The sequence below is a fragment of the Pseudoalteromonas sp. S16_S37 genome, assembly GCF_014694405.1.
GTDB lineage: Bacteria > Pseudomonadota > Gammaproteobacteria > Enterobacterales > Alteromonadaceae > Pseudoalteromonas.
In genome coordinates this window covers 1-20,249 of the sequence record NZ_JAAUWV010000069.1, presented here as the reverse complement: position 1 = coordinate 20,249, position 20,249 = coordinate 1, and the positions used below count along the sequence as shown (strand labels likewise).

The 20,249-nt window shown below is 42.0% G+C and carries 15 protein-coding genes; 7 read left to right on the top strand and 8 right to left on the bottom strand.

All coding sequences use genetic code 11. The features are described from left to right. Positions 1-584: 584 nt before the first annotated feature. The 6 genes from HC733_RS19765 to HC733_RS19740 are packed head-to-tail and all read right to left on the bottom strand — an operon-like array spanning position 585 to position 7,255. On the bottom strand, positions 585-1,460 hold the full coding sequence (locus HC733_RS19765; protein WP_190366712.1) for a sugar phosphate isomerase/epimerase family protein: 876 nt from the start codon (positions 1,458-1,460) through the stop codon (positions 585-587). 12 nt (positions 1,461-1,472) lie between these two features. Further along, positions 1,473-3,203: a GMC oxidoreductase gene (locus HC733_RS19760; protein WP_190366711.1), complete on the bottom strand. Its 1,731-nt coding sequence runs from the start codon at positions 3,201-3,203 to the stop codon at positions 1,473-1,475. Between the two features lie 9 nt (positions 3,204-3,212). Then, complete coding sequence (locus HC733_RS19755; RefSeq protein WP_190366710.1) at positions 3,213-3,827, bottom strand: gluconate 2-dehydrogenase subunit 3 family protein; 615 nt, start codon at positions 3,825-3,827, stop codon at positions 3,213-3,215. A 9-nt stretch (positions 3,828-3,836) separates the two neighbouring features. Continuing rightward, complete coding sequence (locus HC733_RS19750; protein ID WP_190366709.1) at positions 3,837-5,048, bottom strand: MFS transporter; 1,212 nt, start codon at positions 5,046-5,048, stop codon at positions 3,837-3,839. Between the two features lie 4 nt (positions 5,049-5,052). Further along, on the bottom strand, positions 5,053-6,111 hold the full coding sequence (locus HC733_RS19745; protein ID WP_190366708.1) for a sugar phosphate isomerase/epimerase family protein: 1,059 nt from the start codon (positions 6,109-6,111) through the stop codon (positions 5,053-5,055). Further along, the gene (locus HC733_RS19740; RefSeq protein ID WP_190366714.1) at positions 6,104-7,255 is read right to left on the bottom strand and encodes a Gfo/Idh/MocA family protein; all 1,152 of its coding nucleotides are present in this window, start codon (positions 7,253-7,255) and stop codon (positions 6,104-6,106) included. The genes HC733_RS19745 and HC733_RS19740 overlap by 8 nt, the downstream gene beginning before the upstream one ends. Positions 7,256-7,413: 158 nt before the next feature. On the opposite strand from HC733_RS19740, the gene HC733_RS19735 reads away from it, so the two are divergent. The 5 genes from HC733_RS19735 to HC733_RS19715 all read left to right on the top strand — a co-directional run bounded on the left by HC733_RS19735 (position 7,414) and on the right by HC733_RS19715 (position 12,667). Continuing rightward, on the top strand, positions 7,414-8,199 hold the full coding sequence (locus HC733_RS19735; protein ID WP_190366707.1) for an AraC family transcriptional regulator: 786 nt from the start codon (positions 7,414-7,416) through the stop codon (positions 8,197-8,199). A gap of 321 nt (positions 8,200-8,520) precedes the next feature. Then, on the top strand, positions 8,521-8,751 hold the full coding sequence (locus HC733_RS19730; RefSeq protein WP_171627293.1) for a FeoA family protein: 231 nt from the start codon (positions 8,521-8,523) through the stop codon (positions 8,749-8,751). Positions 8,752-8,759: 8 nt separating this feature from the next. Next, positions 8,760-10,853, top strand: a complete 2,094-nt coding sequence (gene feoB / locus HC733_RS19725; protein WP_190366706.1) for a ferrous iron transport protein B — start codon at positions 8,760-8,762, stop codon at positions 10,851-10,853. A gap of 159 nt (positions 10,854-11,012) precedes the next feature. After that, entirely contained in the window at positions 11,013-11,861 is an 849-nt protein-coding gene (locus HC733_RS19720) for a DUF417 family protein (protein ID WP_190366705.1), read from the top strand. A 77-nt stretch (positions 11,862-11,938) separates the two neighbouring features. Further along, positions 11,939-12,667 carry a substrate-binding periplasmic protein gene (locus HC733_RS19715; RefSeq protein WP_342366041.1) on the top strand — a complete coding sequence of 243 codons (729 nt, stop codon included), beginning with the start codon at positions 11,939-11,941 and terminating at the stop codon, positions 12,665-12,667. Here HC733_RS19715 and HC733_RS19710 read toward each other — a convergent pair. Then, on the bottom strand, positions 12,664-13,095 hold the full coding sequence (locus HC733_RS19710) for an Lrp/AsnC family transcriptional regulator (RefSeq protein ID WP_190366704.1): 432 nt from the start codon (positions 13,093-13,095) through the stop codon (positions 12,664-12,666). The two genes, HC733_RS19715 and HC733_RS19710, sit on opposite strands and share 4 nt — an antisense overlap. 264 nt (positions 13,096-13,359) lie before the next feature. Between HC733_RS19710 and ctlX the strand changes: the two genes are divergently transcribed. Beyond that, the gene (gene ctlX, locus HC733_RS19705; protein WP_190366703.1) at positions 13,360-14,268 is read left to right on the top strand and encodes a citrulline utilization hydrolase CtlX; all 909 of its coding nucleotides are present in this window, start codon (positions 13,360-13,362) and stop codon (positions 14,266-14,268) included. A gap of 32 nt (positions 14,269-14,300) precedes the next feature. Continuing rightward, positions 14,301-15,716, top strand: a complete 1,416-nt coding sequence (locus HC733_RS19700; RefSeq protein WP_190366702.1) for an alanine/glycine:cation symporter family protein — start codon at positions 14,301-14,303, stop codon at positions 15,714-15,716. Positions 15,717-15,791: 75 nt separating this feature from the next. Here the strand turns inward: HC733_RS19700 and HC733_RS19695 are convergent, their stop codons facing one another. After that, positions 15,792-19,907 (bottom strand): S8 family serine peptidase, encoded by a 4,116-nt coding sequence (locus tag HC733_RS19695; RefSeq protein WP_190366701.1) that lies wholly within the window; start codon positions 19,905-19,907, stop codon positions 15,792-15,794. Between the last annotated feature and the right edge of the window lie 342 nt (positions 19,908-20,249).

Sequence of the window (20,249 nt, the reverse complement as noted above, 5' to 3'; positions counted from 1 at the left end):
CAAGGGCTAAACGAACTAACACCTGATGAAGTTTACTTCGGTAAGCAAAGATACGCGGCATGACTGGATCAACCACTTAAAAAGTTAGCTTATGTGTCCAACCAATGGGGTCCAGCTCTGACCGCCTCGAAAAACATATTAACTAAATGGCAGTTACACAGAATATGTTACAGGGTCTTGCTGCCAGATATTCGGCTTGTTGTGAGCGGATTTATCCGCTCTAGCCCTGATGGATATGCGCTGCTATTCCCTTATCAATCACAACGGCTTCTAACAGCCAATGATATAATCAGGTTTTAATAGAGTGGCTCTAAACCGTTTACCGTCAATGTTTATCTTTGTAATTTTTGCGTTTGAATCTTATTTCGTTTTGTTTGTGATTATTTGCTTTAAACAAACTTATAATCTTCTTTCTTTACAATCATCGCCCACGCTATTCTGGCCATCTTATTGGCTAAAGCAACCTAAATGGCAGTTGCTTACGTAAATTGTTCGCTCACTAATTGTGAAAAAAAAAGCAATACTGGGAAGCTTATAACGAGGTGGCCAAAAAGTGTTGACCACTACACACTTCCCTTAACACTTTATCGAAGAATTTTATCTAAGTTTTGTTTTGATAGGGCAACTGACTGTAATGGACTGAGGCCTTCAGGATAGTGCTCTTGTTCTAATACAATCCACTCAACGCCGCCTTGTTCATACAAAGTCTTAGTTAGATTTGGCCAGTCTATACCATTATTTAGGCCTATGATCGGTGAAAGGTTATCTGAATTTTCCTTGGGAATAACGACCTTGTAGTGGGTTGTTTTTGTACGATTAGGATACTTTTTAATGTAGGCAACTGGATCTTGCCCAGCAAAAGAGGTCCAACCGACATCTTGCTGCAATACCACATTAGGGCTGGTATTTTCTGCTATGAAATCCCAGAATGTCGCTCCTTCATGTTGTGCAAATTCATGTTGATGATTGTGATAGCCAATTTGCATATCATACGGCGCTAGTTTATCGGCAAGCTTGTTTAGGTCTTTGACTACATCAGCTACTTGCTCGTGATCCCACGCGCGCTTTTCCCATGGATCGATTAAATATTTTACGCCCAGTATTTGATAAAATTTAACTGAGTCACTGAATGTGTCTTCTGAGAATTGCTTAAAATCGATATGGGCACCACTGGCTTGTAAGCCCAAACTATCTAAAAACGCGCGCAGACCTTGAGGGTCATTTTTATAAGGGCCAAATTCTCCAGCAAATTCAACGCCATCAAAGCCCATGCCAGCTAGCTGGGTGATTGTGCCTTTGAAGTCTTGTTTTAAGGTATCTTTGACTGACCAAAGTTGTACGCTGACTTTTTTCTTGTTCGCTATCTGAGCAAAATCTTTTTGACTATCTACCACAGCATGCTGGCATCCGGATAGGGTAGCACCTACTAGCAGTGCAAGGGCGAGTGTTCTTTTTTTCATGGTTCTTTTTCCCTAAATTCGACGATTTTTAAATTCTTTTGCGGCATAATCAACAGCTCTCGCCGTTATTGCCATAAAAGTGAGTGATGGGTTGACGGTAGCCGTTGAACAAAAACTGGCACCATCAGTTACAAATAAGTTGGGAATATCATGGCTTTGATTAAATCCATTCAATACTGACTCTTTTGGATCGGAGCCCATTCTCGCTGTACCGACCTCGTGAATAGCAAGCCCAGGATGGCGCTCGTGATAGCGCGTATAGCTATAAACCTCTTTCAGTCCTGCTTTGATCAGCATGTTTTTGGCGGTTTGCGCTGCATCATCCATCATCAATTTTTCATTCTCGGACCATTGGCAATTTATAAGTAGTTGCGGTACTCCCCATTTATCGGTCTTAGTTGGGTGTAACGACACCTGGTTTTCGTATCTGGGCAACATTTCTCCTTGAGCAGATAACCCAAATAACCAGCGTCCAGTTTGCGTCATGTTATTTTTGAAATCCGCACCAAACCCATCACGATTAGATTTAGCTCGCCAGTCCTCTCGACTAGACCAGGCTGCTAAGGCATAACCTCTTTTATAGCCCTTTGCGTATCGACTTGGTTTATATTGAAAATTTGGAATATATGGACTGGTTGGTCGTCGTCCCGAGTAGTATTCATTATCAAAGCCCTCTACCACGCCAACAGCTCTTGCGTTGTAGTTATGATCCATCAAATAGTGACCAAGTACACCTGAGCTATTTGCAATGCCATTTGAAAAGGCTTTGGACTTAGAATTTAATAATATTTGCGTCGATCCGAGTGTAGATGCACACAAAAAAACTATATGTGCGTAGTACTCTCTTGTTTCTAAGCTTTCATTGTCAACCACTCTTACACCAACCACTCGGTTTCTATTGCCATCATATATCAAACTATGCACCACACTATTGGGGGCAATATGCAAATTTCCTGTTTTTGCGGCCGCAGGTAGGGTTGAACTTTGTGTCGAGAAATAAGCCCCAAAGGAGCAACCTTTTTGGCATTCATTGCGGGCTTGGCACTGTACTCTGCCTTGCGCTAAGTGTAATTCTGTTGGCTTAGTTAAATGTGCAGCCCTGCCCATCACCATAGGTCTATCAGGGTAAAACTGTGCTAATTTATCTTTGAGCATGCGCTCTGGCGCTGTCCATTCAAATGCTGGTAAAGACACGCTGTTGGGTAGAGTATCTAAATTATCCATATTTGCAGCGATACCAGCATGTGCTTCGACATGAGCATACCATGGAGCTAAATCGTGATATCGAATAGGCCAATCATTACCATAGCCGTCTGCTTTATTAGCCTCAAAATCCCATTGATTGAACCGATAGGATTGGCGATGCCAAAGTAATGACTTACCACCAAGCTGATTAGCCCGTATCCAGCTAAACCCTGTGCCTTGTGCTGTGGTGTACGGCAAGTCTCTGTCGTTGCCAAAAAAATGTTTCGTTGAATCGCTGAATGCGTAGCATTGCTTCTGCACATTATACTGTTGTTCAACAAGTAAATTGTCGACTTTCATTCGATTGTCAAACAACCAAGGGCCCTTGTGTTCACCGATATAATCTTTGCGGTGCTCAACAATACGACCTCGTTCGATCATCAGTGTTTTAAACCCTCGTTCACAAAATTCTTTGGCTGCCCAACCGCCAGTAATACCGGAACCCACGACTAAAACATCAAACTTTTCTTTGCTATTTTTTATGTATAAATCTGTCATCACATGAACCTAATAAAACCCGAGTGAGCCCCAGCAGCTTCCCACCGATGTATATTCAATCGAGCCTTTAAAACCACCAGGTATCGCTTGGTATTTTAAGACTTGAGTCGCACCATACTCAGTAGTGAAATAACCAAAAACTATCAAACTTTTAAGCAACTTAAGTGTTTTCCTATCTACTGTGTCAAACCCCTTTGATTGCGCTTCAACACATTGCATCACTTCGAGTTGGTGTTCGAACGATTGCGCAATAAAGGGGCCATTAAAGTTGCTTTGGCTAAAGTTCAGTACTTTTTGTAGTAGACTGATGACAGCTTGCTGGTCCTGCTCGCTATGAACCGTTTTTAACTGATGATCTATAAACCCATGCACATCTAATTCGCTGGCAGATAAAGTCTCTGTTTTAGGCATTACCAAGTCGACAATACATTTGAGTAGGTGCATGTGATGTTGTTTTAATAGAGCACCATCACTGTCGGCACTATTTGCCTTTATAGAATATGCAAGCGCGCTTGATAGTACTGAGCCGTCTAAGAACTGTGCTGCTGAAGCACTACCCAGTAGAAGGGTTAAGTGATGTAAGAATTGCCGCTTTTTCGTATCAATGTCGGTTAGTTGTGTCATTTCAGCTTCCTATGCGTACGAGTTTTGATTTTTGTTTTTTTGTTGTACGAGTAAAAAGGCAAATGCAATGATTAAAGTACTGGGGAATAATACCAAGTACTCTAATGTAGCTTGGCCTGTAATCAGCTCAACATGCTCGGCTGTCAAACTATATTGCTGTGCTTCTGTTCTCGCTAAATCAATCCACCGACCAATCACTGGACTCCACAAACTGACAGAGAACATACCGACCCCGCCCATAACAGACATACCCAAAGCGCCAGTGTTGGGTAATTTTTCTGCAACAAAGCCAAGCATGGTAGGCCAAAAATACGTAACACCGAATGCAAACAATAATGCTGAGAAATAAACCTCAATACCGACTGCTGCACTCATTAAAAAAAGACCTAAAGCAGCAAATATTGCAGAGATAAACAACACACCAAGGGGATTAAATGAGTGTACAAAAGGCCCTGCAAAAAAGCGCCCTACAGCCATTACTCCTGTTATCATTGCCATAACAATCATAGGGCTAACACCAGAGGCGCCTAAAACTCTTTCTATCCATTGTTGAGTCCCTAGCTCTGTCACAGAGGTTAAAGACATACAAAATGCCATAAAGATAAACAATGGGTTCAGCAAATTTCTCGCATTACCGAATGTAGATATTTCTTCCACCGATTTAACAGGGAAGGCTTGGGTTAGCACTAAATATCCATAAAGTATGGTTGGGAGCAACATGACTGCGATTTGGCTTTGCCATGGTAATGCCAGTTGAGTCATAGCAAACGATATCAGAGCACCGATGACGATACCGCCGGGAAACCAAACATGAAAACGATTTAGCATGGTGGTTTTGTTTGTATGAAATATCTTCGCAACCAGTGGATTACACCCAGCTTCGACAGCCCCATTAGCAAAGCCAATACAAAAACTTGATATAATTAGTAAGCCAAAGCCTGTGGCACTGATGGTTAATATGAGCCCCAAAACATGGCCTATTAAGGCAATGATCAGTAATTTTTTGGGCCCTAGCCAGTTATAGGCAAGGCCACCAAAAACAGTGGCAACGGGAAAACCTAAAAATGCCATCGCATTGACCCAGCCAAGCTGCGCATCTGACAACTCAAAGTTTGCGCTAAGTTGAGTTAATATTCCCGCTCTAATAGCAAAAGTCATTGCTGTTACGGTGAGTGCCAAACAACAAGCAACGAATAATCTATTGGAATTTTGTTGGTTCATATTTTTACTCCTGTAGACCAAGAATTTGACGATTCAGTTTGATATCAATGCTGCTTGCAGCAAAATCATCAAATGCACGCTTAGCAGGTTGAATAAGGTGTTGTTGAATAAACGGTGCGCCTTCTTTTGCGCCTTGTTCTGAGTCTTTAATACAACATTCCCACTCTAATACTGCCCAACCATCAAACCCATATTGAGTGAGCTTGCTAAAGATTTGTTTGAAGTCAATTTGTCCATCACCAAGAGAGCGAAATCTACCGGGCCTGTTTTGCCAATCTTGATAGCCCCCATACACGCCGCTTTTCCCATTCATGCAAAACTCAGCATCTTTGACATGAAATGCTTTTATTCGCTCATGATAGTGGTCAATGAATGCGAGATAATCCATTTGCTGAAGTAAAAAATGGCTCGGATCATAAAGAATATTGGCGGCCTTGTGATGATTTGTCGCTTCTAGAAACCGCTCAAACGTTACGCCATCATGTAAGTCTTCGCCGGGGTGCAACTCAAAACATACATCAACACCAAAATAGGCAAACTCATCTAAAATCGGCAGCCATTTTTTTGCCAGCTCTTCAAACCCTTCTTCTACAAGCCCTGATGGACGTTGCGGCCAAGGGTAAATACTAGGCCACAGTAGTGAACCAGAAAAACTAGCGTGCGAGCGAAGCCCTAATTTATGACTTACTTTGGCGGCCATCTTCAATTGTGCTGTCGCCCATTGAAATCGTTCTTGGGGCCGAGCTCTGACTTGCTTTGGTGCAAAAGCGTCGAGTTGCTGGTTATAAGAAGGGTGAACCGCGATTAATTGCCCCTGTAAATGCGTTGAAAGCTCACAGATCTCTAACCCTGCCTCATGCAAAATGCCCTGCACTTGTTGGCAGTAATCATTACTTTCGTAGGCGAGTTCAAGGTCGAAAATACGCTTATCCCAGCTGGGGATTTGTACCGCCTTGTAACCTAGTGAGGCTGCCCAGTGAGCAATACTTTCAAGCGAATTAAATGGTGCTTTATCTTGGCAAAACTGAGCGAGGAAAATACCAGGCCCTTTTATTTTATTCATTCGAAAGTGCCTCTTGAGGAAGCAGTGACAACGGATGCCATTTCTGCTCTGAGCGTGCAGCAAAAACGACGCTTTCTATGAATGCCATACCCCTGATAGCTTCTCTGATCCCTGGAACACCAAGGTCATACTCTTGCTTATGTTGTTGATGTGCCCTGATTTGTTGAGCAAAGCTTTTATAAATATTGGCAAATGCTTCAATATAGCCTTCAGGGTGCCCCGCAGGTAAGCGTGTGGCATCTGATGCATATCGGCTTACACAAGGGCTACCTGTTCTAAATATCTGAGTCGGTCGATTAAGAGATTTCAAAAAGAGTGTATTTGGGTCCAATTGAGACCATTCAATGGACTGATGTTCACCGTAAACTTTCAGAGTTAAATTATTTTCATCGCCCACCGCGACTTGACTTGCAATTAACACCCCACTGGCGCCATTATGAAATTTAAGCAGCACACAGCCATCATCATCTAAGCTGCGTTCAGGGTTGGTTGAATTAAGTTCAGCACAAACCGCTTCAATCGCTAAGCCTGAAACATATTCGGCTAAATGAGCTGCGTGTACACCGATATCACCCATGCAACAACTGATGCCACTTTGTTTTGGATCTAGCCGCCATTGAGCTTGCTTACTTATTTCATTTTTTGCGAGCCAGCCTTGTGTGTACTCAACAATTACCTTTTTAACCGTGCCAAACTCTCTCGCGTTAACCAGCTCTTTGGCTTGCTTGATAAGGGGGTAACTCGCGTACGCATGTGTAAGTCCGTAAAGCAATTCAGATTTATAGATCTCTAGTTCAAGTTCCAACGCTTGCGCTAGGCTGAGGGTAGCGGGTTTGTCGCTTAATACATGAAAGCCGTTATTTAGCGCCATTTTTGCAACAGGAAAGTGTAAATGGTTAGGCGTTACGATAACCACAAAGTCCATTCTTTGAGATTTAGGCAGTTGCGCTTCTTCAATGAACATTTGCTGATATGAACCATAGCTGCGCTCAGATGCAAGCCCCAGTGCTTTACCAAATTCAACAGATGCCAATTCGTTCGCGCTAAATGCACCACAAACAAGTTCAATTTCACCGTCTAATGCAGCTGCCATACGATGAATTGCACCAATAAACGCATCAGGCCCTCCACCGACCATGCCCATTCTTACTTTTCTCACTCGCTGTCACCTATTTACATACTAATTACAGATCAGTCTATGATTTTGTCTTATGAAGCTGTTAAGATAATTTCAGTTTAAAATATAATAAAATCGGCGTTGCGCGTATAAAGTTTGTGGTGTCGAAACTGGTTGCCGAAAATATGAAAAACAAAAAAGAAGAAACAGAATGCATTGAAAATATTAAAGATGTTGATATGAACCAAATCATTAATATGTTCAGTTTACTTCCAGATATCCTTTTTTGGATAAAAAATTCTAGGCATTGCTTTGTTTATGCTAATCAAGCTTTTTTAGACCACGTGGGCGCTGCAAAATTGGATTATGTGATTGGCAAGAACGACTTTGACTTTGCTCCTGTCCATGTGGCACGACAATTTATCCAAGATGACAAAAAGGTCTTAGCAGGAGCTTGTGTGACAGACCGTTTTGAAATAAATCAATCTAACAATGGCGAGCTGGCTTGGTTTACTACCTCAAAGCGACCATTGAAAGATAAGCAAGGAAACGTTATCGGCACATACGGTATAACTCGACACTTGCAAAAAACATCAACAACACTTGCTCATATCAACGCAATAAAAACACCCGTTGAGTTTATTCGTCTCAACTATCAAAAAGCAATTACCATTGAGCAACTTGCTCAGATTGCCCACTTATCTGTGAGTGCGTTAGAAAGAAGGTTCAAAAAATATCTAGCTAAAACACCAAAACAATTTTTAACAGAAACAAGATTAGAACAAGCACGCAAACTACTTGTTGAAACGTCATTACCAATCTCATCTATCTGTTTTGATACAGGCTTTGTTGACCCTAGCTACTTTGCTAAGCAATTTAAATACTTTTTTGGCTCAACCCCTTCACAAATTCGGAAAGACAACTATTTAGATATCAATAAACATCGAAGCAACCCAGACAACTTAGTATGAATATTTTATACAATATAAACTCTATTTATACAACTAGTCCATTATTCGGGTAAATGTGTTATTGAGTGATAAACACAAGGCTTTGAATGAGAACTTCCTGAATTGATATTTACGTGTGGGGCTGTACCTTGTGGTGAGTACTGGTATTAATAGAGAATATAATATTTGCAGTTTTTTATACTTTTTTGTTCAGCAATCTTCTGATTTGTATGCGTAAGTTACAGCTTTATGAAAGCTGCTCTTTCCTTCACTAGGGCTCTGAGTTATTATGCTTAAAAATGGTAATGGGAATTATTGTTAATTGCAGTAAGCGCTTAAACTATGACTTTAAATGATTTAAAACCACGACAAAAAGCCGTTATTTCTGCATTGGGGCACCAAGATGTTGCACTCGCCAGTCGTATCATGGCCCTTGGTTTAGTACCTGGGGAGTCAATCGAGCTGATGAACGTTGCTCCTATGGGCTGTCCATTACAGGTAAAGGTAGGTGACACCCTAGTGAGTGTTCGTAAAACTGATGCGAGCTTTATTTCTTTAACATTAAATACTTAGGGGCGCAGATGAAAGTTGCATTAGTGGGTAATCCCAATTGTGGCAAAACCACACTGTTTAATCGCTTAACTGGCTCAAAGCAAAAGGTAGGTAACTGGCCCGGAGTGACGGTTGAGCAAAAACTAGGTCAATGTACTTTGCCTACGGGGCTGGACATTGAGCTTATCGACTTGCCTGGCCTTTACAGTGTTGAACAAATAGAGCCTGGGCAAGATGAACAAATTGCCATCGATTTTTTACGCCAAGGTGATGCTGACTTAATCATCAATATTGTTGATGCATCTAATTTAGAGCGCAATTTGGTACTAACAACGCAGTTGCAAGAGCTTGATACGCCCATGCTCGTGGTGGCCAATATGGTGGATGTGGCGACCCAACGCGGTAAGTCTCTTGATGTGCCACTGTTAAGTGAACGTTTGAAATTACCCGTTATCGAGGTAGTTGGTTCGACGGGCAAAGGGCTTGATGTTTTAAAACAAGCGCTTACAAGTACAATCGCTGATCGCAAACCCAAATCTGATGCGGTCAAAAAACAGCAAGTACAGCAGCATGATCCAGTTGCGGCAACGGTCGCGCGTTATAAACAGGTGCGTGGCCTAACTCAAGGGGTGAATATTATTTCACCCAAACGTTCAGACATCACCGACTCAATTGATAAGGTTGTTCTCAATCGATTTTTAGGTGTGCCTATCTTTTTGGCGATGATGTATTTGATGTTTACCATTGCGGTTAATTTTGGTGCGGTATTTATCGATTTCTTTGATATTTTTGTTGGTGCCTTGTTGATTGACGGGGTTAAAGAGGTACTTGGCGCAATTGGAGCGCCTCAGTGGCTAAGCGTATTGCTAGCAGATGGGTTTGGTGCTGGTGTGCAATTAGTTGCAACATTTATCCCTGTTATTGGGGTTTTGTATCTATGTTTATCGTTACTTGAAGACAGTGGTTATTTGTCTCGTGCTGCATTTGTTATTGACCGTTTGATGTCGTCCATAGGGTTACCCGGTAACGCATTTGTGCCCTTAATTGTTGGCTTTGGTTGTAACGTGCCTGCGGTGATGTCAGCCCGCACTATGAACCGTGAGTCAGATAGGTTACTGACAATCATTATGGCACCGTTTATGTCGTGTGGTGCACGACTAACCGTTTATGCTTTGTTTGCTGCCGCGTTTTTTCCAACCAATGGCGCCAATGTGGTATTTGCCTTGTATTTATTAGGTATTGTTGTTGCGGTTGGCAGTGGTTTTATATTCAGGAAGCTGGTTTTTACCGGTGAGAAAACCCCTTCTTATACCGAAATGCCAGCTTACCATTTACCCGTATGGCGCAATATTTGGCTAACAACTTGGCACCGCTTGAAAGGTTTTATAGCACGTGCTGGCAAAACCATAGTAATGGTGGTTATGTTATTAAGTATGCTTAACTCAATTGGTACAGATGGTAGTTTTGGTAATGAAAACACCGACCGCTCATTATTGGCAAAAACAGCGCAGCTTGTTACGCCTGCATTTAAACCTTTGGGTATTGAAGAAGACAATTGGCCAGCAACTGTGGGTATTGTAACAGGATTGTTTGCCAAAGAAGCCATTGTAGGTACTTTAGATGCGCTATATATCGGTGAAGAGCAGCAACAAGCAGAGTACTCACTGACCAATGCAACCGTTGAGGCTCTGGGCACAATCCCAAGTAACTTTATAGACTTATTAGGTAACTTGGGCGACCCGTTAGGACTAGGTGCATTAGACGAGCAAGACGCAAACAGTAATGCGTTATTAACGCAAATGGCCAGTCAATTTAATGGCCAGCTTGGTGCGTTTAGCTATCTTGTATTAATACTGCTGTATACCCCTTGTGTGGCAGTATTAGGCGCGGTTAAACGAGAATCAGGTACAAGGTGGATGTGGCTGGTGATCGGCTGGACAACCTCTTTGGCCTATATTTTATCAACTAGTATTTACCAGCTAGCGTATTTTGCTCAGCAGCCACTATTTGCAAGTACTTGGCTAATAGTAATGGGGTGTGTTGCATTTGCTTGGTGGTTTGGGTTAAGAGGGCTTGGTAAACAATTAAACAAACCGCCCACATATCAAATTAATTTGAGTTGATAAGTTATTTTAAAATGGTGCTATTAGCACCATTTTAAATTTCTGGGCTTAAAGACTCACGCTTAAAATAATAAAAGCGTCTTCTCACACAGCTTTAGATGAATATAAAACCACGCTAGCTCGGTCTACATCAGTCATATACATAAATGTGAGAATAAGATGACCCCAAATTATATTAATCATGCTGTTAAAGTGTGCATCTGTTTAAGCTTTGCGCTTCTTGGCCTGTCATTGGCATTAAATGGCAGTGAAAAAGAAATGGCCACTATGGTCAACTTTTTCAAAATTGGCAGTGTGTTAAGCGCACACGCTTTTGGCATGCTGCTCGGGGGAGCTATGCTGCTGGCTGCAGTATTAGTGATAGTTGCAAATAATCAAAAGCTATCTATGTTGAGTTTTGGCCTTGTACTGCTCATCGCTGTACTTCCTTTACTTACCTTGTTTGACGCTAGCCGTTATATCGAAAGCTTAGGTGGATTTCCAATCTTAGGCTCGGGCCAAGGGGTGATCAAATATGCAGCGCTTATTCCTTTGGCGTTAGCGCTCTTTTCATCGCGATTGTCACTTACGCAACTGGCATGGTTTAACTACTTACCTATCGCTATGGTTTTAATATGGATCGGAGGCTTAAAGTTCTATGAGTTTGAAGCAAAAGGCATCGTATCTTTGGTAAGTACCTCGCCATTTATGTCTTGGTTGTATGCATTGTTTTCTGTTCAGTGGGCGTCGAACCTGATTGGCAGCTACGATATCCTGTTTGCCGTGCTACTGGGAGTAGGACTAAAAATAAGGAGCTATAAGCTGATAATCATTGCAATGCTTGGATGTGGCTCAGTGTTTGTAATGACACAAACTTTTTTAATCACAGCGCAAGGCGCGTTTAGTGCTCAAACGGTGCTGGCTGGGCTCGGTCAATTTGTTATTAAAGATTTGTGGTTTGTCGCTAATTTACTGGTGATTTTAAATTACACCCATCAGCTTAACCGAAACCAAAAAAGTGACACTTAATAGCCACTTTTGTACATAAATTATCCGTAATGCTATAACTAGATAGTGCGCTTTTTATAGCATTAGGGGGAATTGAAGTGAGAGTATGGCTTTTTTTACTGCTGTTTTTTGCTTGTACCACTTATGCTCAAAAGTACACAGTGCTGGTTTATCACGGTGCAAACCCTCCATATAGCTTCAAAGACAATGACAAAGTAGTTGGGATTTTTGCTGATATATTTGCGCGCTTGGCACAGTTAACGGGGCACGAGTTTGAATTTGTAGCAACTTCTGTTGCGCGTGGACAGCGCTTTTTTGATGCAGGACAAGTCGACATCGAGCCCGGTGTAAGTAGGCAGTGGCGAGAGCAGCAAAAAGTACCGGGTATCTACACAATCACCTATGCCGATTCGGTGGAAATTTTACTCGGTAATAATGCTAATAAGCTGCAAACTGTTAGCCAAGCATATGGAAGCCTTGTAGGTCGAGTTAGAGGCTATCGATATGGCACATTTGAGCGCCATTTTGACGAAGACAAGTTGGTTATTTATGACAATATTTCTGAAAAAGAGCTACTTGGTCAGCTAGCCTACGGTCGCTTAGACTATGTTTTAATTGGTCAATACACCGCGCACTATTATATGGCGAATAACCCTGCTTATCGTCAGTTTAGAGATGTTTATATCATTGAAACTGCACAGGTTGCTATGCGTTTGCAGCCTCACTTGACTGATTTACAACAGCAGCTCAACACAGCGTTAAGCATTATGGTTAACAACCAAGAAATAGATGCGATTTATAAAAAGTATACTGATTATCAGCATTAGGTTGATGACAGCATAATGCTGGTTTCGCTATTTAAGATACCCTGTATTTCTCTTACTTCTCTGAGCACGCCATCAAATGCGCTTAAATTAGCGGCTTTAATTTCAGCGATAAGATCCCATGCACCATTAGTGGTATGAAGTCTTACAAGCTCCGGAATACCTTTAAGCTTTTGAATAACCTGCGATGTTGAGTGACCCACCACTTCAATCATCATGATAGCGCGTACCACATCGCTGTCTATTTCTTCATGCACCCTTACTGTAAACCCAAGAATTGCGCCACAGCTTATTAATCTGTCTAAACGGTTTTGAACTGTACCGCGAGAGACATCAAGTAGATTGGCGAGAGTGGATATCGATGCTCGGCCATCTTTTCGAAGTGCGGCTATCAGTGCTTTGTCTAGGGAGTCATAAAGATAAGGTTGCATAAGTTAGTGCTAAAACAGTGACATCTAGGGTAAACATATCAGTGCTTATCATTTTGTACAATATGATTGCTAACTATGCTAAAAATTTATGCTTATTGTGTAATGTTTTACCATTTTAACTAAATTTTTAGCTCGCTATAGTAGCGTAGACATTATGACAACACTATTTGGAGGGGTTATGCAGCCTTTCATTTTTTTTATTGAACACAGCGACTACAGGTCGTGTTCACAGAGCACTTTATCATTCGGCAGTAAGGTTACAGTATGAGCGCATTACAAACCCCCAATGCGGTAGTGATGATCCGCCCACATCACTTTGTATCCAATCCACAAACTATGCAGGACAATGCCTACCAAGTGGAGGCGCAAAGCGTTCATGCCAGTGAATTGGCTTATAAAGAAGTAACTTATGTTGCAGACACACTGATAAATGCTGGCGTAGAAGTGCATTTATTTGAAGATGAGAGTCGTTTAACGCCTGACTCTGTGTTTCCAAATAATTGGTTTTCAACACACAGTGATGGACAGCTTGTTACTTATCCAATGTATGCACCCAATCGTCGCGCCGAACGCCGTTTGGATATTGTGGAGTTTTTAAAGCAGCACTATCACGTAGCGTCTATTACAGATTTGAGTCAGTTGGCGCAGAGTAACTTATTTTTAGAAGGCACCGGCTCAATGGTGATGGATCATATCCATAAAATTGCCTTTGCGGTTGAGTCAAAACGTACATGTGCTAAGTTGGTTGAACAAGTCTGTCAGCAGCTCGGCTATCAAGCGCATGTATTTAATGCATTTGATGAACAAAAGGTGGCGGTATATCACACCAACGTTTTAATGTGTGTTGCCACAGAGTTTGTGATGATAGGTTTAGATATGGTACCTATAGAACAACAGTCGGCATTACTTGCGCATTTTAAACAGCAAAATAAGACGGTGATCCGACTTTCTAATGCACAGGTAGCTCACTTTTGCGGTAATGCTTTAGAGTTGCAAGGTGAGCAAGGGCGAGTTTTAGCTTTGTCACAAACCGCTTTTGATGCATTGAGCGATGAGCAAAAACAAACCATAGAGCGCTCTGCAAGCTTGTTACCTATGAGTATTCCAACGTTGGAATCGGCTGGTGGCTCGATACGCTGTATGCTAGGTGGTGTGCACTTACAAAAACGATAATAAAGCACGCAAGTGCGTAAGAGGAGTTCGGCATGGTCAATGAAGTCATTGCGAGTATTAACGGCCTATTATGGGGCGATGGCCAATTACTTATCTATATTTTGTTGTTTGCCGGTGTGTGGTTTTCTGCTCGTTTAGGGCTCATTCAACTGCGCCAATTTACGCACATGTTCAAGCTTCTAAAGAACAGTGGCAACGCCGATAAAGAAAAAGTTAGCTCGTTTCAAGCCTTGTGTACCGGTTTATCTGCCCGTGTTGGTACGGGCAATTTAGCCGGTGTTGCGGTGGCTATTTCTCTTGGTGGCAGCGGCGCTATTTTTTGGATGTGGGTGATTGCGCTGTTAGGGATGGCCACAGGATTTGCTGAAAGTGTGCTTGGCCAAGTTTACAAAGTGCGTGATAGCGAAGGTGAGTTTCGTGGTGGGCCCGCTTATTATATTCAACTCGGTCTAAATAAACGCTGGTTGGCTATCGCGTTTGCCGTTTGTTTGTTCTTGGGATACGGCTTTAGCTTTAGTGCAATGCAAACGAATACGATCACAGATGCCTTGTCGTTTGCGTTTGATATTCCTCCTTTTTATTCAGGTGTGGTGATCACAGTGCTGGCAGGCTCCATTATAATGGGCGGCTTTAAAGCAATCGCGCGTTTTGCCGAGCGGGTTGTGCCTATCATGGGCATACTGTTTGTGTCGGCAGCGGTATTAATTACATTCATAAACTTTAAGCACGTGCCAGCCATGCTTGAAGATATCCTTCTTTCTGCGTTTGGCTTGCAAGAAGCAGGCGCCGGCGCCATGGGGGCGGCGATTAAAAATGGCATTCAGCGCGGCTTGTATTCTAATGAGGCGGGCGCGGGAAGTGTGCCTCATGCTTCTGGTGCTGCCAGTCCAATACCCAATCATCCTGTTACGCAAGGTTATATTCAAATGCTAGGGGTATTCTTTGATACCATTGTACTTTGTAGTTGCACCGCGGTGATCATTTTACTTGCAGATGTTGATATTAGCGGCGAAATGGAGGGGATCCGCTTAACGCAAAATGCCATGACAGCCCACTTAGCACAGGGCGGTGTTTATTTTGTCGCGGGCGCCATTACGTTGTTTGCCTTTACCTCGGTGGTTGCCAATTTTGCGTACGCTGAGAGTAATTTACACTTGTTTAAGCTTGATAACAAAGTAGGCCGCAGTGTCTACACTGCTTTGTATTTGGGCATGATGTTATGGGGGGCAACGGCGACTTTAAAAGAAGTATGGAGCTTAGCGGACATGGCTTTGGGTTTGATGACCTTGGTTAATATTTTTGCCATTATTCAATTAACTCCGACCATAGTGGCTGTAAATAAAGACTACAACACACAAAGAAAACAAGGCAAAGAACCTGAATTTAACGCCAAGCAAGTGGCTATTCAAGGGCAGTGTGAACCAAGCATATGGGATAAGTCATCCTAGTGTTTTAACTAAGACTGCAATGTAGCCAATCAGGGGTTTATGATTGGCTACATTGCATAATCGATAAGTTGCGTTTTATGTTCTTAAGCGCACTAACGGCATTAAATTTAAGCGATACATACACAACAGCAATAGAGCAACGATGAATATACTAAAACTGCCACCACTTGCTGCTTGACTGTTACTGCTGTCATTGTGAGAAGTTGCTATCGGTTCAACAGTCGTTTTTGGTTTATCTGACCATTTTGACGCATCTAGTGGATATGCGTCATTATCGTCATTATAGCCATCGTTATCGTTACCAATGCCATCTGAGTCTGTATCGAGCCACTCTAGTGGATCTGTTGGAAAAGCATCATTGGCATCGATAAATCCATCATTGTCATCGTCACTATCTGCGTTGTTGCCAATACCATCTTGGTCCGAGTCTAGCCATTCATTGGCATCTAAAGGAAAGGCATCTAAATGATCTTCAAAACCATCGTTATCGTCATCATTATCTATGTTGTTACCACGGCCATCTAAATCAGTATCTAGCCACTCGCTTGGAACTGTTGGAAAAGCATCCTCAGCGTCTAAATATCCGTCATTATCATCGTCAGGGTCGCTATTGTTGCCAATATTATCCTGATCAGAGTCTAACCATTCACTGGCATCATTGGGGAAAGCATCTTGATTATCGAGAAAACCATCATTGTCATCATCGTTGTCGGCATTATCACCTGTGCCGTCTTTATCAAAGTCGGCCCATTCGTTTGGATCGTTAGGAAATAGGTCTCGAAGGTCTACATAACCATCAAGATCACTATCAACCGTGCTCTCGATAAATCGACTCCAAGTATTTTGCTTAAACTGCGCCAGATTACTGATACCATTGTCATTTAAATCACTTTTGGCATCGTTTGGGTCATAGGGGTTAAGATTGTTTAAGAACTCATACCCGTTAGTCATCCCATCGTTATCCGCATCACGGTCTTGAGCATCATTTATACCATCGTTATCTGAGTCTTGCGCATATAATTCTTCGAGTGTCCCACCAACGACAATCGAGTCCGTTAACCAAATGGTTTTGTGCAGCGTGTCGGTGAATAGTTTGATTCTCAGGGTTGCAAGTTGCGCTTTTTCATGTGTGGGTAAGCTGATACTCGTTTTTACGAGTGAACCATTATCGTTACTGCTTGTGCTGTGTGTGGTTACATCTAATTCATGCCACTGACCATTTATATTTAACTCAACAAGCACCTTGATATCATTTTGCAGCGAATCCGCGTTTTCTACTAAATAATGAAATGGGATTGTAGAGAGTGAAGTTGCTTGATAATCAAGTTTGACAACATTTATACGTGCTTGTTGTTCATTGTTGTTCAGCTGCAACTGGCTTGCAATCAAAGATGGGGTGTTTGCAAGGTAACTGTTTGCATAGGTAATAAACTGGCTATTTTCACATGCTTGCATTTTATTATATGCAGTTGTTACACCAAACACGTTGTCGTTGGTTGATGATGTATATTGGCGCTTTGCAACGATAAATTGATCGCAAATAAGTATCGAGTCATCGATATAGTCGCTGTATTGTAAGCCACTGTGGCCTCTCAATTCATCCCAAAAAACCAGCTGGCTATCGAAGCCGACTTGGTGTGCATCAATGACTAACGCTTGCCAATCAATACTAAAGTTACGCTCTACAGCTGATTGATTACGTTGTTTTATACCCGTTTGCTCAAAATTAAAAGTTGGGGTAGAGACGTGTTTATAAGGGAGCGTTTGCTCAGTTAACTGATACTTATAGCTATTTGCAAAAGTGGATTGTTGCGGGTTGCCATGAACTGTTAACGCCAACGGTTTTGATAATAGTCGCTCCGACCTTAGCTCTTTTGTAAATGCTCTACCTGATGTGTATACACCTTGGGTATTACTATTATACTGGGTTTCATTTCGTACGGTTTCAAGATTGTTAAAAACTAACCACTTAAACTCGTTATTGTGCTCACCAGCGACTGAAAATACCGTGCTGTTTGATGAACCATCTAACTCAATAGCTCTATTGCTATCGAGCTTATCGATACTTTGCGACCATGCGTATAAATGATAATCATCTGCTGGACTTTTGGTATCACCGTACATGAGTGAAAAACTCAAAATATTACCTTGTGGTATCGACGACGAGAATAGTGGTTTGTTAACAAACATACCATTATTTGACAGGTCAAAAAACTTGCTCCAGCGTGTTTGTTGGCTGTTATTCGCGATATCAAAAAACACTCCAAAGCCATCTAATTCGTTGAGATCTCGCGAAACACCTTGGTGATCTAGCCAGCTTTGTACACTGATTTTATGTGGCGCTTGCGCTGTAGAAATCGAAATTTGCGCTGCGTCTTTCACATCAAGAGTTTTAACCACGATAGCTTCTTTGTCCGCTAAACTATACCAAGCATTAAGCGTGTATTGCCCAGGTCTAAGCAGGTAATGGGTTTGTGTAACGTACTGGTTTGTATAAGAGCCACTATTATCGTGTTCTTTAAGCCATAGCTCTTTTACAAGTTGCTGTGAGTTAATCGTGTATTCAATCGCATCTAGCATAACAACGGGTACACTTAGTTGCCCGCTGTCGTATTCAATAATGAGTTGCGCTTCGTGTAAAAAGTCACTGGCGTAATCTAACTCGCTGCTTGTTTGAACTTTTATCATAAAACTATGTACAGCATTAGGTGCAAGTGTCAGCGAGCTGGTGTTATCGACAGAATATGACATGCCGGATTGCTCATCAGGCACTTTAATATGCGCTTTTAATGTAATCGGCTCATCAGAGATGTTTTTTATCTCAATACTGTGCTCTGAGCTATGTGCAGCAGTGTTTCTATCCAACTTGCCAATCATTACTTGTGATTGAGAAGGGAGTAACTTTGCGTTAAGTGGACCTGTGATACTCATCTGGCCGTTGCCCTGTTTGGCAAATGGGGCATGCTTATTATTGGTATGTGCCACAATCAGTGATTTTATTTCAAGCGGGCTGAAGTCAGGACGTTGTTCTTTTAACAAAGCGGCTAACCCTGCTACGTGAGGGGCTGCCATAGATGTACCAGACATAGTGGTATCTGAACTATTCAGCGCAAGCGAATTAATCATATACCCTGGTGCGACAATATCAGGTTTTTGATAACTATGAGAAAAGATAGGACCTTGAGAGCTAAACTCAGAGACTGCTTTAGTATTGCCATAAGCACCTGACGAGCCAACGGTGATTGCTAATTCTGCGTTGCCGGGGCTACCTATGCTTTGTGGCCCAAGCACCCCTTCATTACCTGCAGAAACCACGACAATCACGCCTTTTTTCACAACATTATTTACTGCAATAGTAAGCGGGCTATCAATATCACCTTTACCACCCAAACTCATGTTGATGATATCGGCTCCGTCATCGGTACTTGGGTCGCCATCTGGGTCAAGAGCATGTTCTAAGGCTTGTAAAATAGCGCTAACGGGACATGTTTTAGTACATACTTTGTATGCCAAAATACTTGCATCAGGTGCAATGCCGGGGTTCTGTCCCTGTGCTGCAATAATGCCAGCTACGTGAGTGCCATGGCCGTTCTTATCCATAGGATCAGCATTGTTGTCTAAAAAGTTGTAGCCACCTACCACTTTGCAATTAGCGCCAAAGCATCCTCCAAGTGCAGGATGAGTGTAGTCAACGCCAGAATCTAGCACTGCAACGGTTACCCCTTTCCCTGTTGGCACCGTTCGGTCCTTACCACGTCGAAAAGATAGATAGGGCTTTTGCGCTGCTATTTTATCAAGTGGTGGTAAGACCTTATCTTCAACAATATGAATACGCTTGACGATAGAAAGGCGCCGCAAGGCTTGAATATCAGCAGGTTTTCCTTTGCCTGAAAAACCGTTTAGTACCGTGCTGTAATTGGCATCAATAATGATATTTGGGCTTGTGCGATAAACAGACTGAATAATGCTCTGCTGGCGTTGTGCCAGTAACTGGGCTTTTTGTGCTTTGCTTAGATGCAGCGAACGTGTCACTTGAGGCTGGTGGTTCAGTTCAACAATAAAGTTAACATTTTGCTCTAAAGCAGAATTGTTAACATTAGCTAAGTCACTAGATGCGTTGGCAAACAATGAGCAGGTAAGCAAAAAAAGCGAAAAGAAACTTTTTCGAGAAGACAATTCAACAACTGCCATGGCAACCATAAGCCTTTTAATGAGTACATAAAACGGCTTGGTATTGTACAGATTGGTTATTTTTTAGGTACTGTTTGGGAGGGTTATTAAGTGAACCATTGTAAACACATTATATTTAACAAATGACTCATGATTAGCTGTATAAAAGCATATTAAAAAGTAAACTATTGTATTTATTGAAATAAGTTATAGGATTGTTGCCTTTCATAAAGAATAGTTCTTAAGCTGAGGGATCCCCATAAATAATCATTTAAATTCAAACACATCACTAACATCCAAATTTTGCCAATTCAAGTCAGTGATGGTTTTCTTAAAATGCCGGAGCCCCGCCATATAGTCTTG

What these genes read in the sequence shown, in the direction of transcription:
- HC733_RS19745 (WP_190366708.1), bottom strand. Translation starts at nt 6,111, where the DNA reads ATGAATAAAATAAAAGGGCCTGGTATTTTCCTCGCTCAGTTTTGCCAA.
- HC733_RS19735 (WP_190366707.1), top strand. Translation starts at nt 7,414, where the DNA reads ATGAAAAACAAAAAAGAAGAAACAGAATGCATTGAAAATATTAAAGAT.
- HC733_RS19755 (WP_190366710.1), bottom strand. Translation starts at nt 3,827, where the DNA reads ATGACACAACTAACCGACATTGATACGAAAAAGCGGCAATTCTTACAT.
- HC733_RS19710 (WP_190366704.1), bottom strand. Translation starts at nt 13,095, where the DNA reads ATGCAACCTTATCTTTATGACTCCCTAGACAAAGCACTGATAGCCGCA.
- HC733_RS19695 (WP_190366701.1), bottom strand. Translation starts at nt 19,907, where the DNA reads ATGGCAGTTGTTGAATTGTCTTCTCGAAAAAGTTTCTTTTCGCTTTTT.
- feoB (WP_190366706.1), top strand. Translation starts at nt 8,760, where the DNA reads ATGAAAGTTGCATTAGTGGGTAATCCCAATTGTGGCAAAACCACACTG.
- ctlX (WP_190366703.1), top strand. Translation starts at nt 13,360, where the DNA reads ATGAGCGCATTACAAACCCCCAATGCGGTAGTGATGATCCGCCCACAT.
- HC733_RS19700 (WP_190366702.1), top strand. Translation starts at nt 14,301, where the DNA reads ATGGTCAATGAAGTCATTGCGAGTATTAACGGCCTATTATGGGGCGAT.
- HC733_RS19765 (WP_190366712.1), bottom strand. Translation starts at nt 1,460, where the DNA reads ATGAAAAAAAGAACACTCGCCCTTGCACTGCTAGTAGGTGCTACCCTA.
- HC733_RS19720 (WP_190366705.1), top strand. Translation starts at nt 11,013, where the DNA reads ATGACCCCAAATTATATTAATCATGCTGTTAAAGTGTGCATCTGTTTA.
- HC733_RS19760 (WP_190366711.1), bottom strand. Translation starts at nt 3,203, where the DNA reads ATGACAGATTTATACATAAAAAATAGCAAAGAAAAGTTTGATGTTTTA.
- HC733_RS19730 (WP_171627293.1), top strand. Translation starts at nt 8,521, where the DNA reads ATGACTTTAAATGATTTAAAACCACGACAAAAAGCCGTTATTTCTGCA.
- HC733_RS19750 (WP_190366709.1), bottom strand. Translation starts at nt 5,048, where the DNA reads ATGAACCAACAAAATTCCAATAGATTATTCGTTGCTTGTTGTTTGGCA.
- HC733_RS19740 (WP_190366714.1), bottom strand. Translation starts at nt 7,255, where the DNA reads ATGGGCATGGTCGGTGGAGGGCCTGATGCGTTTATTGGTGCAATTCAT.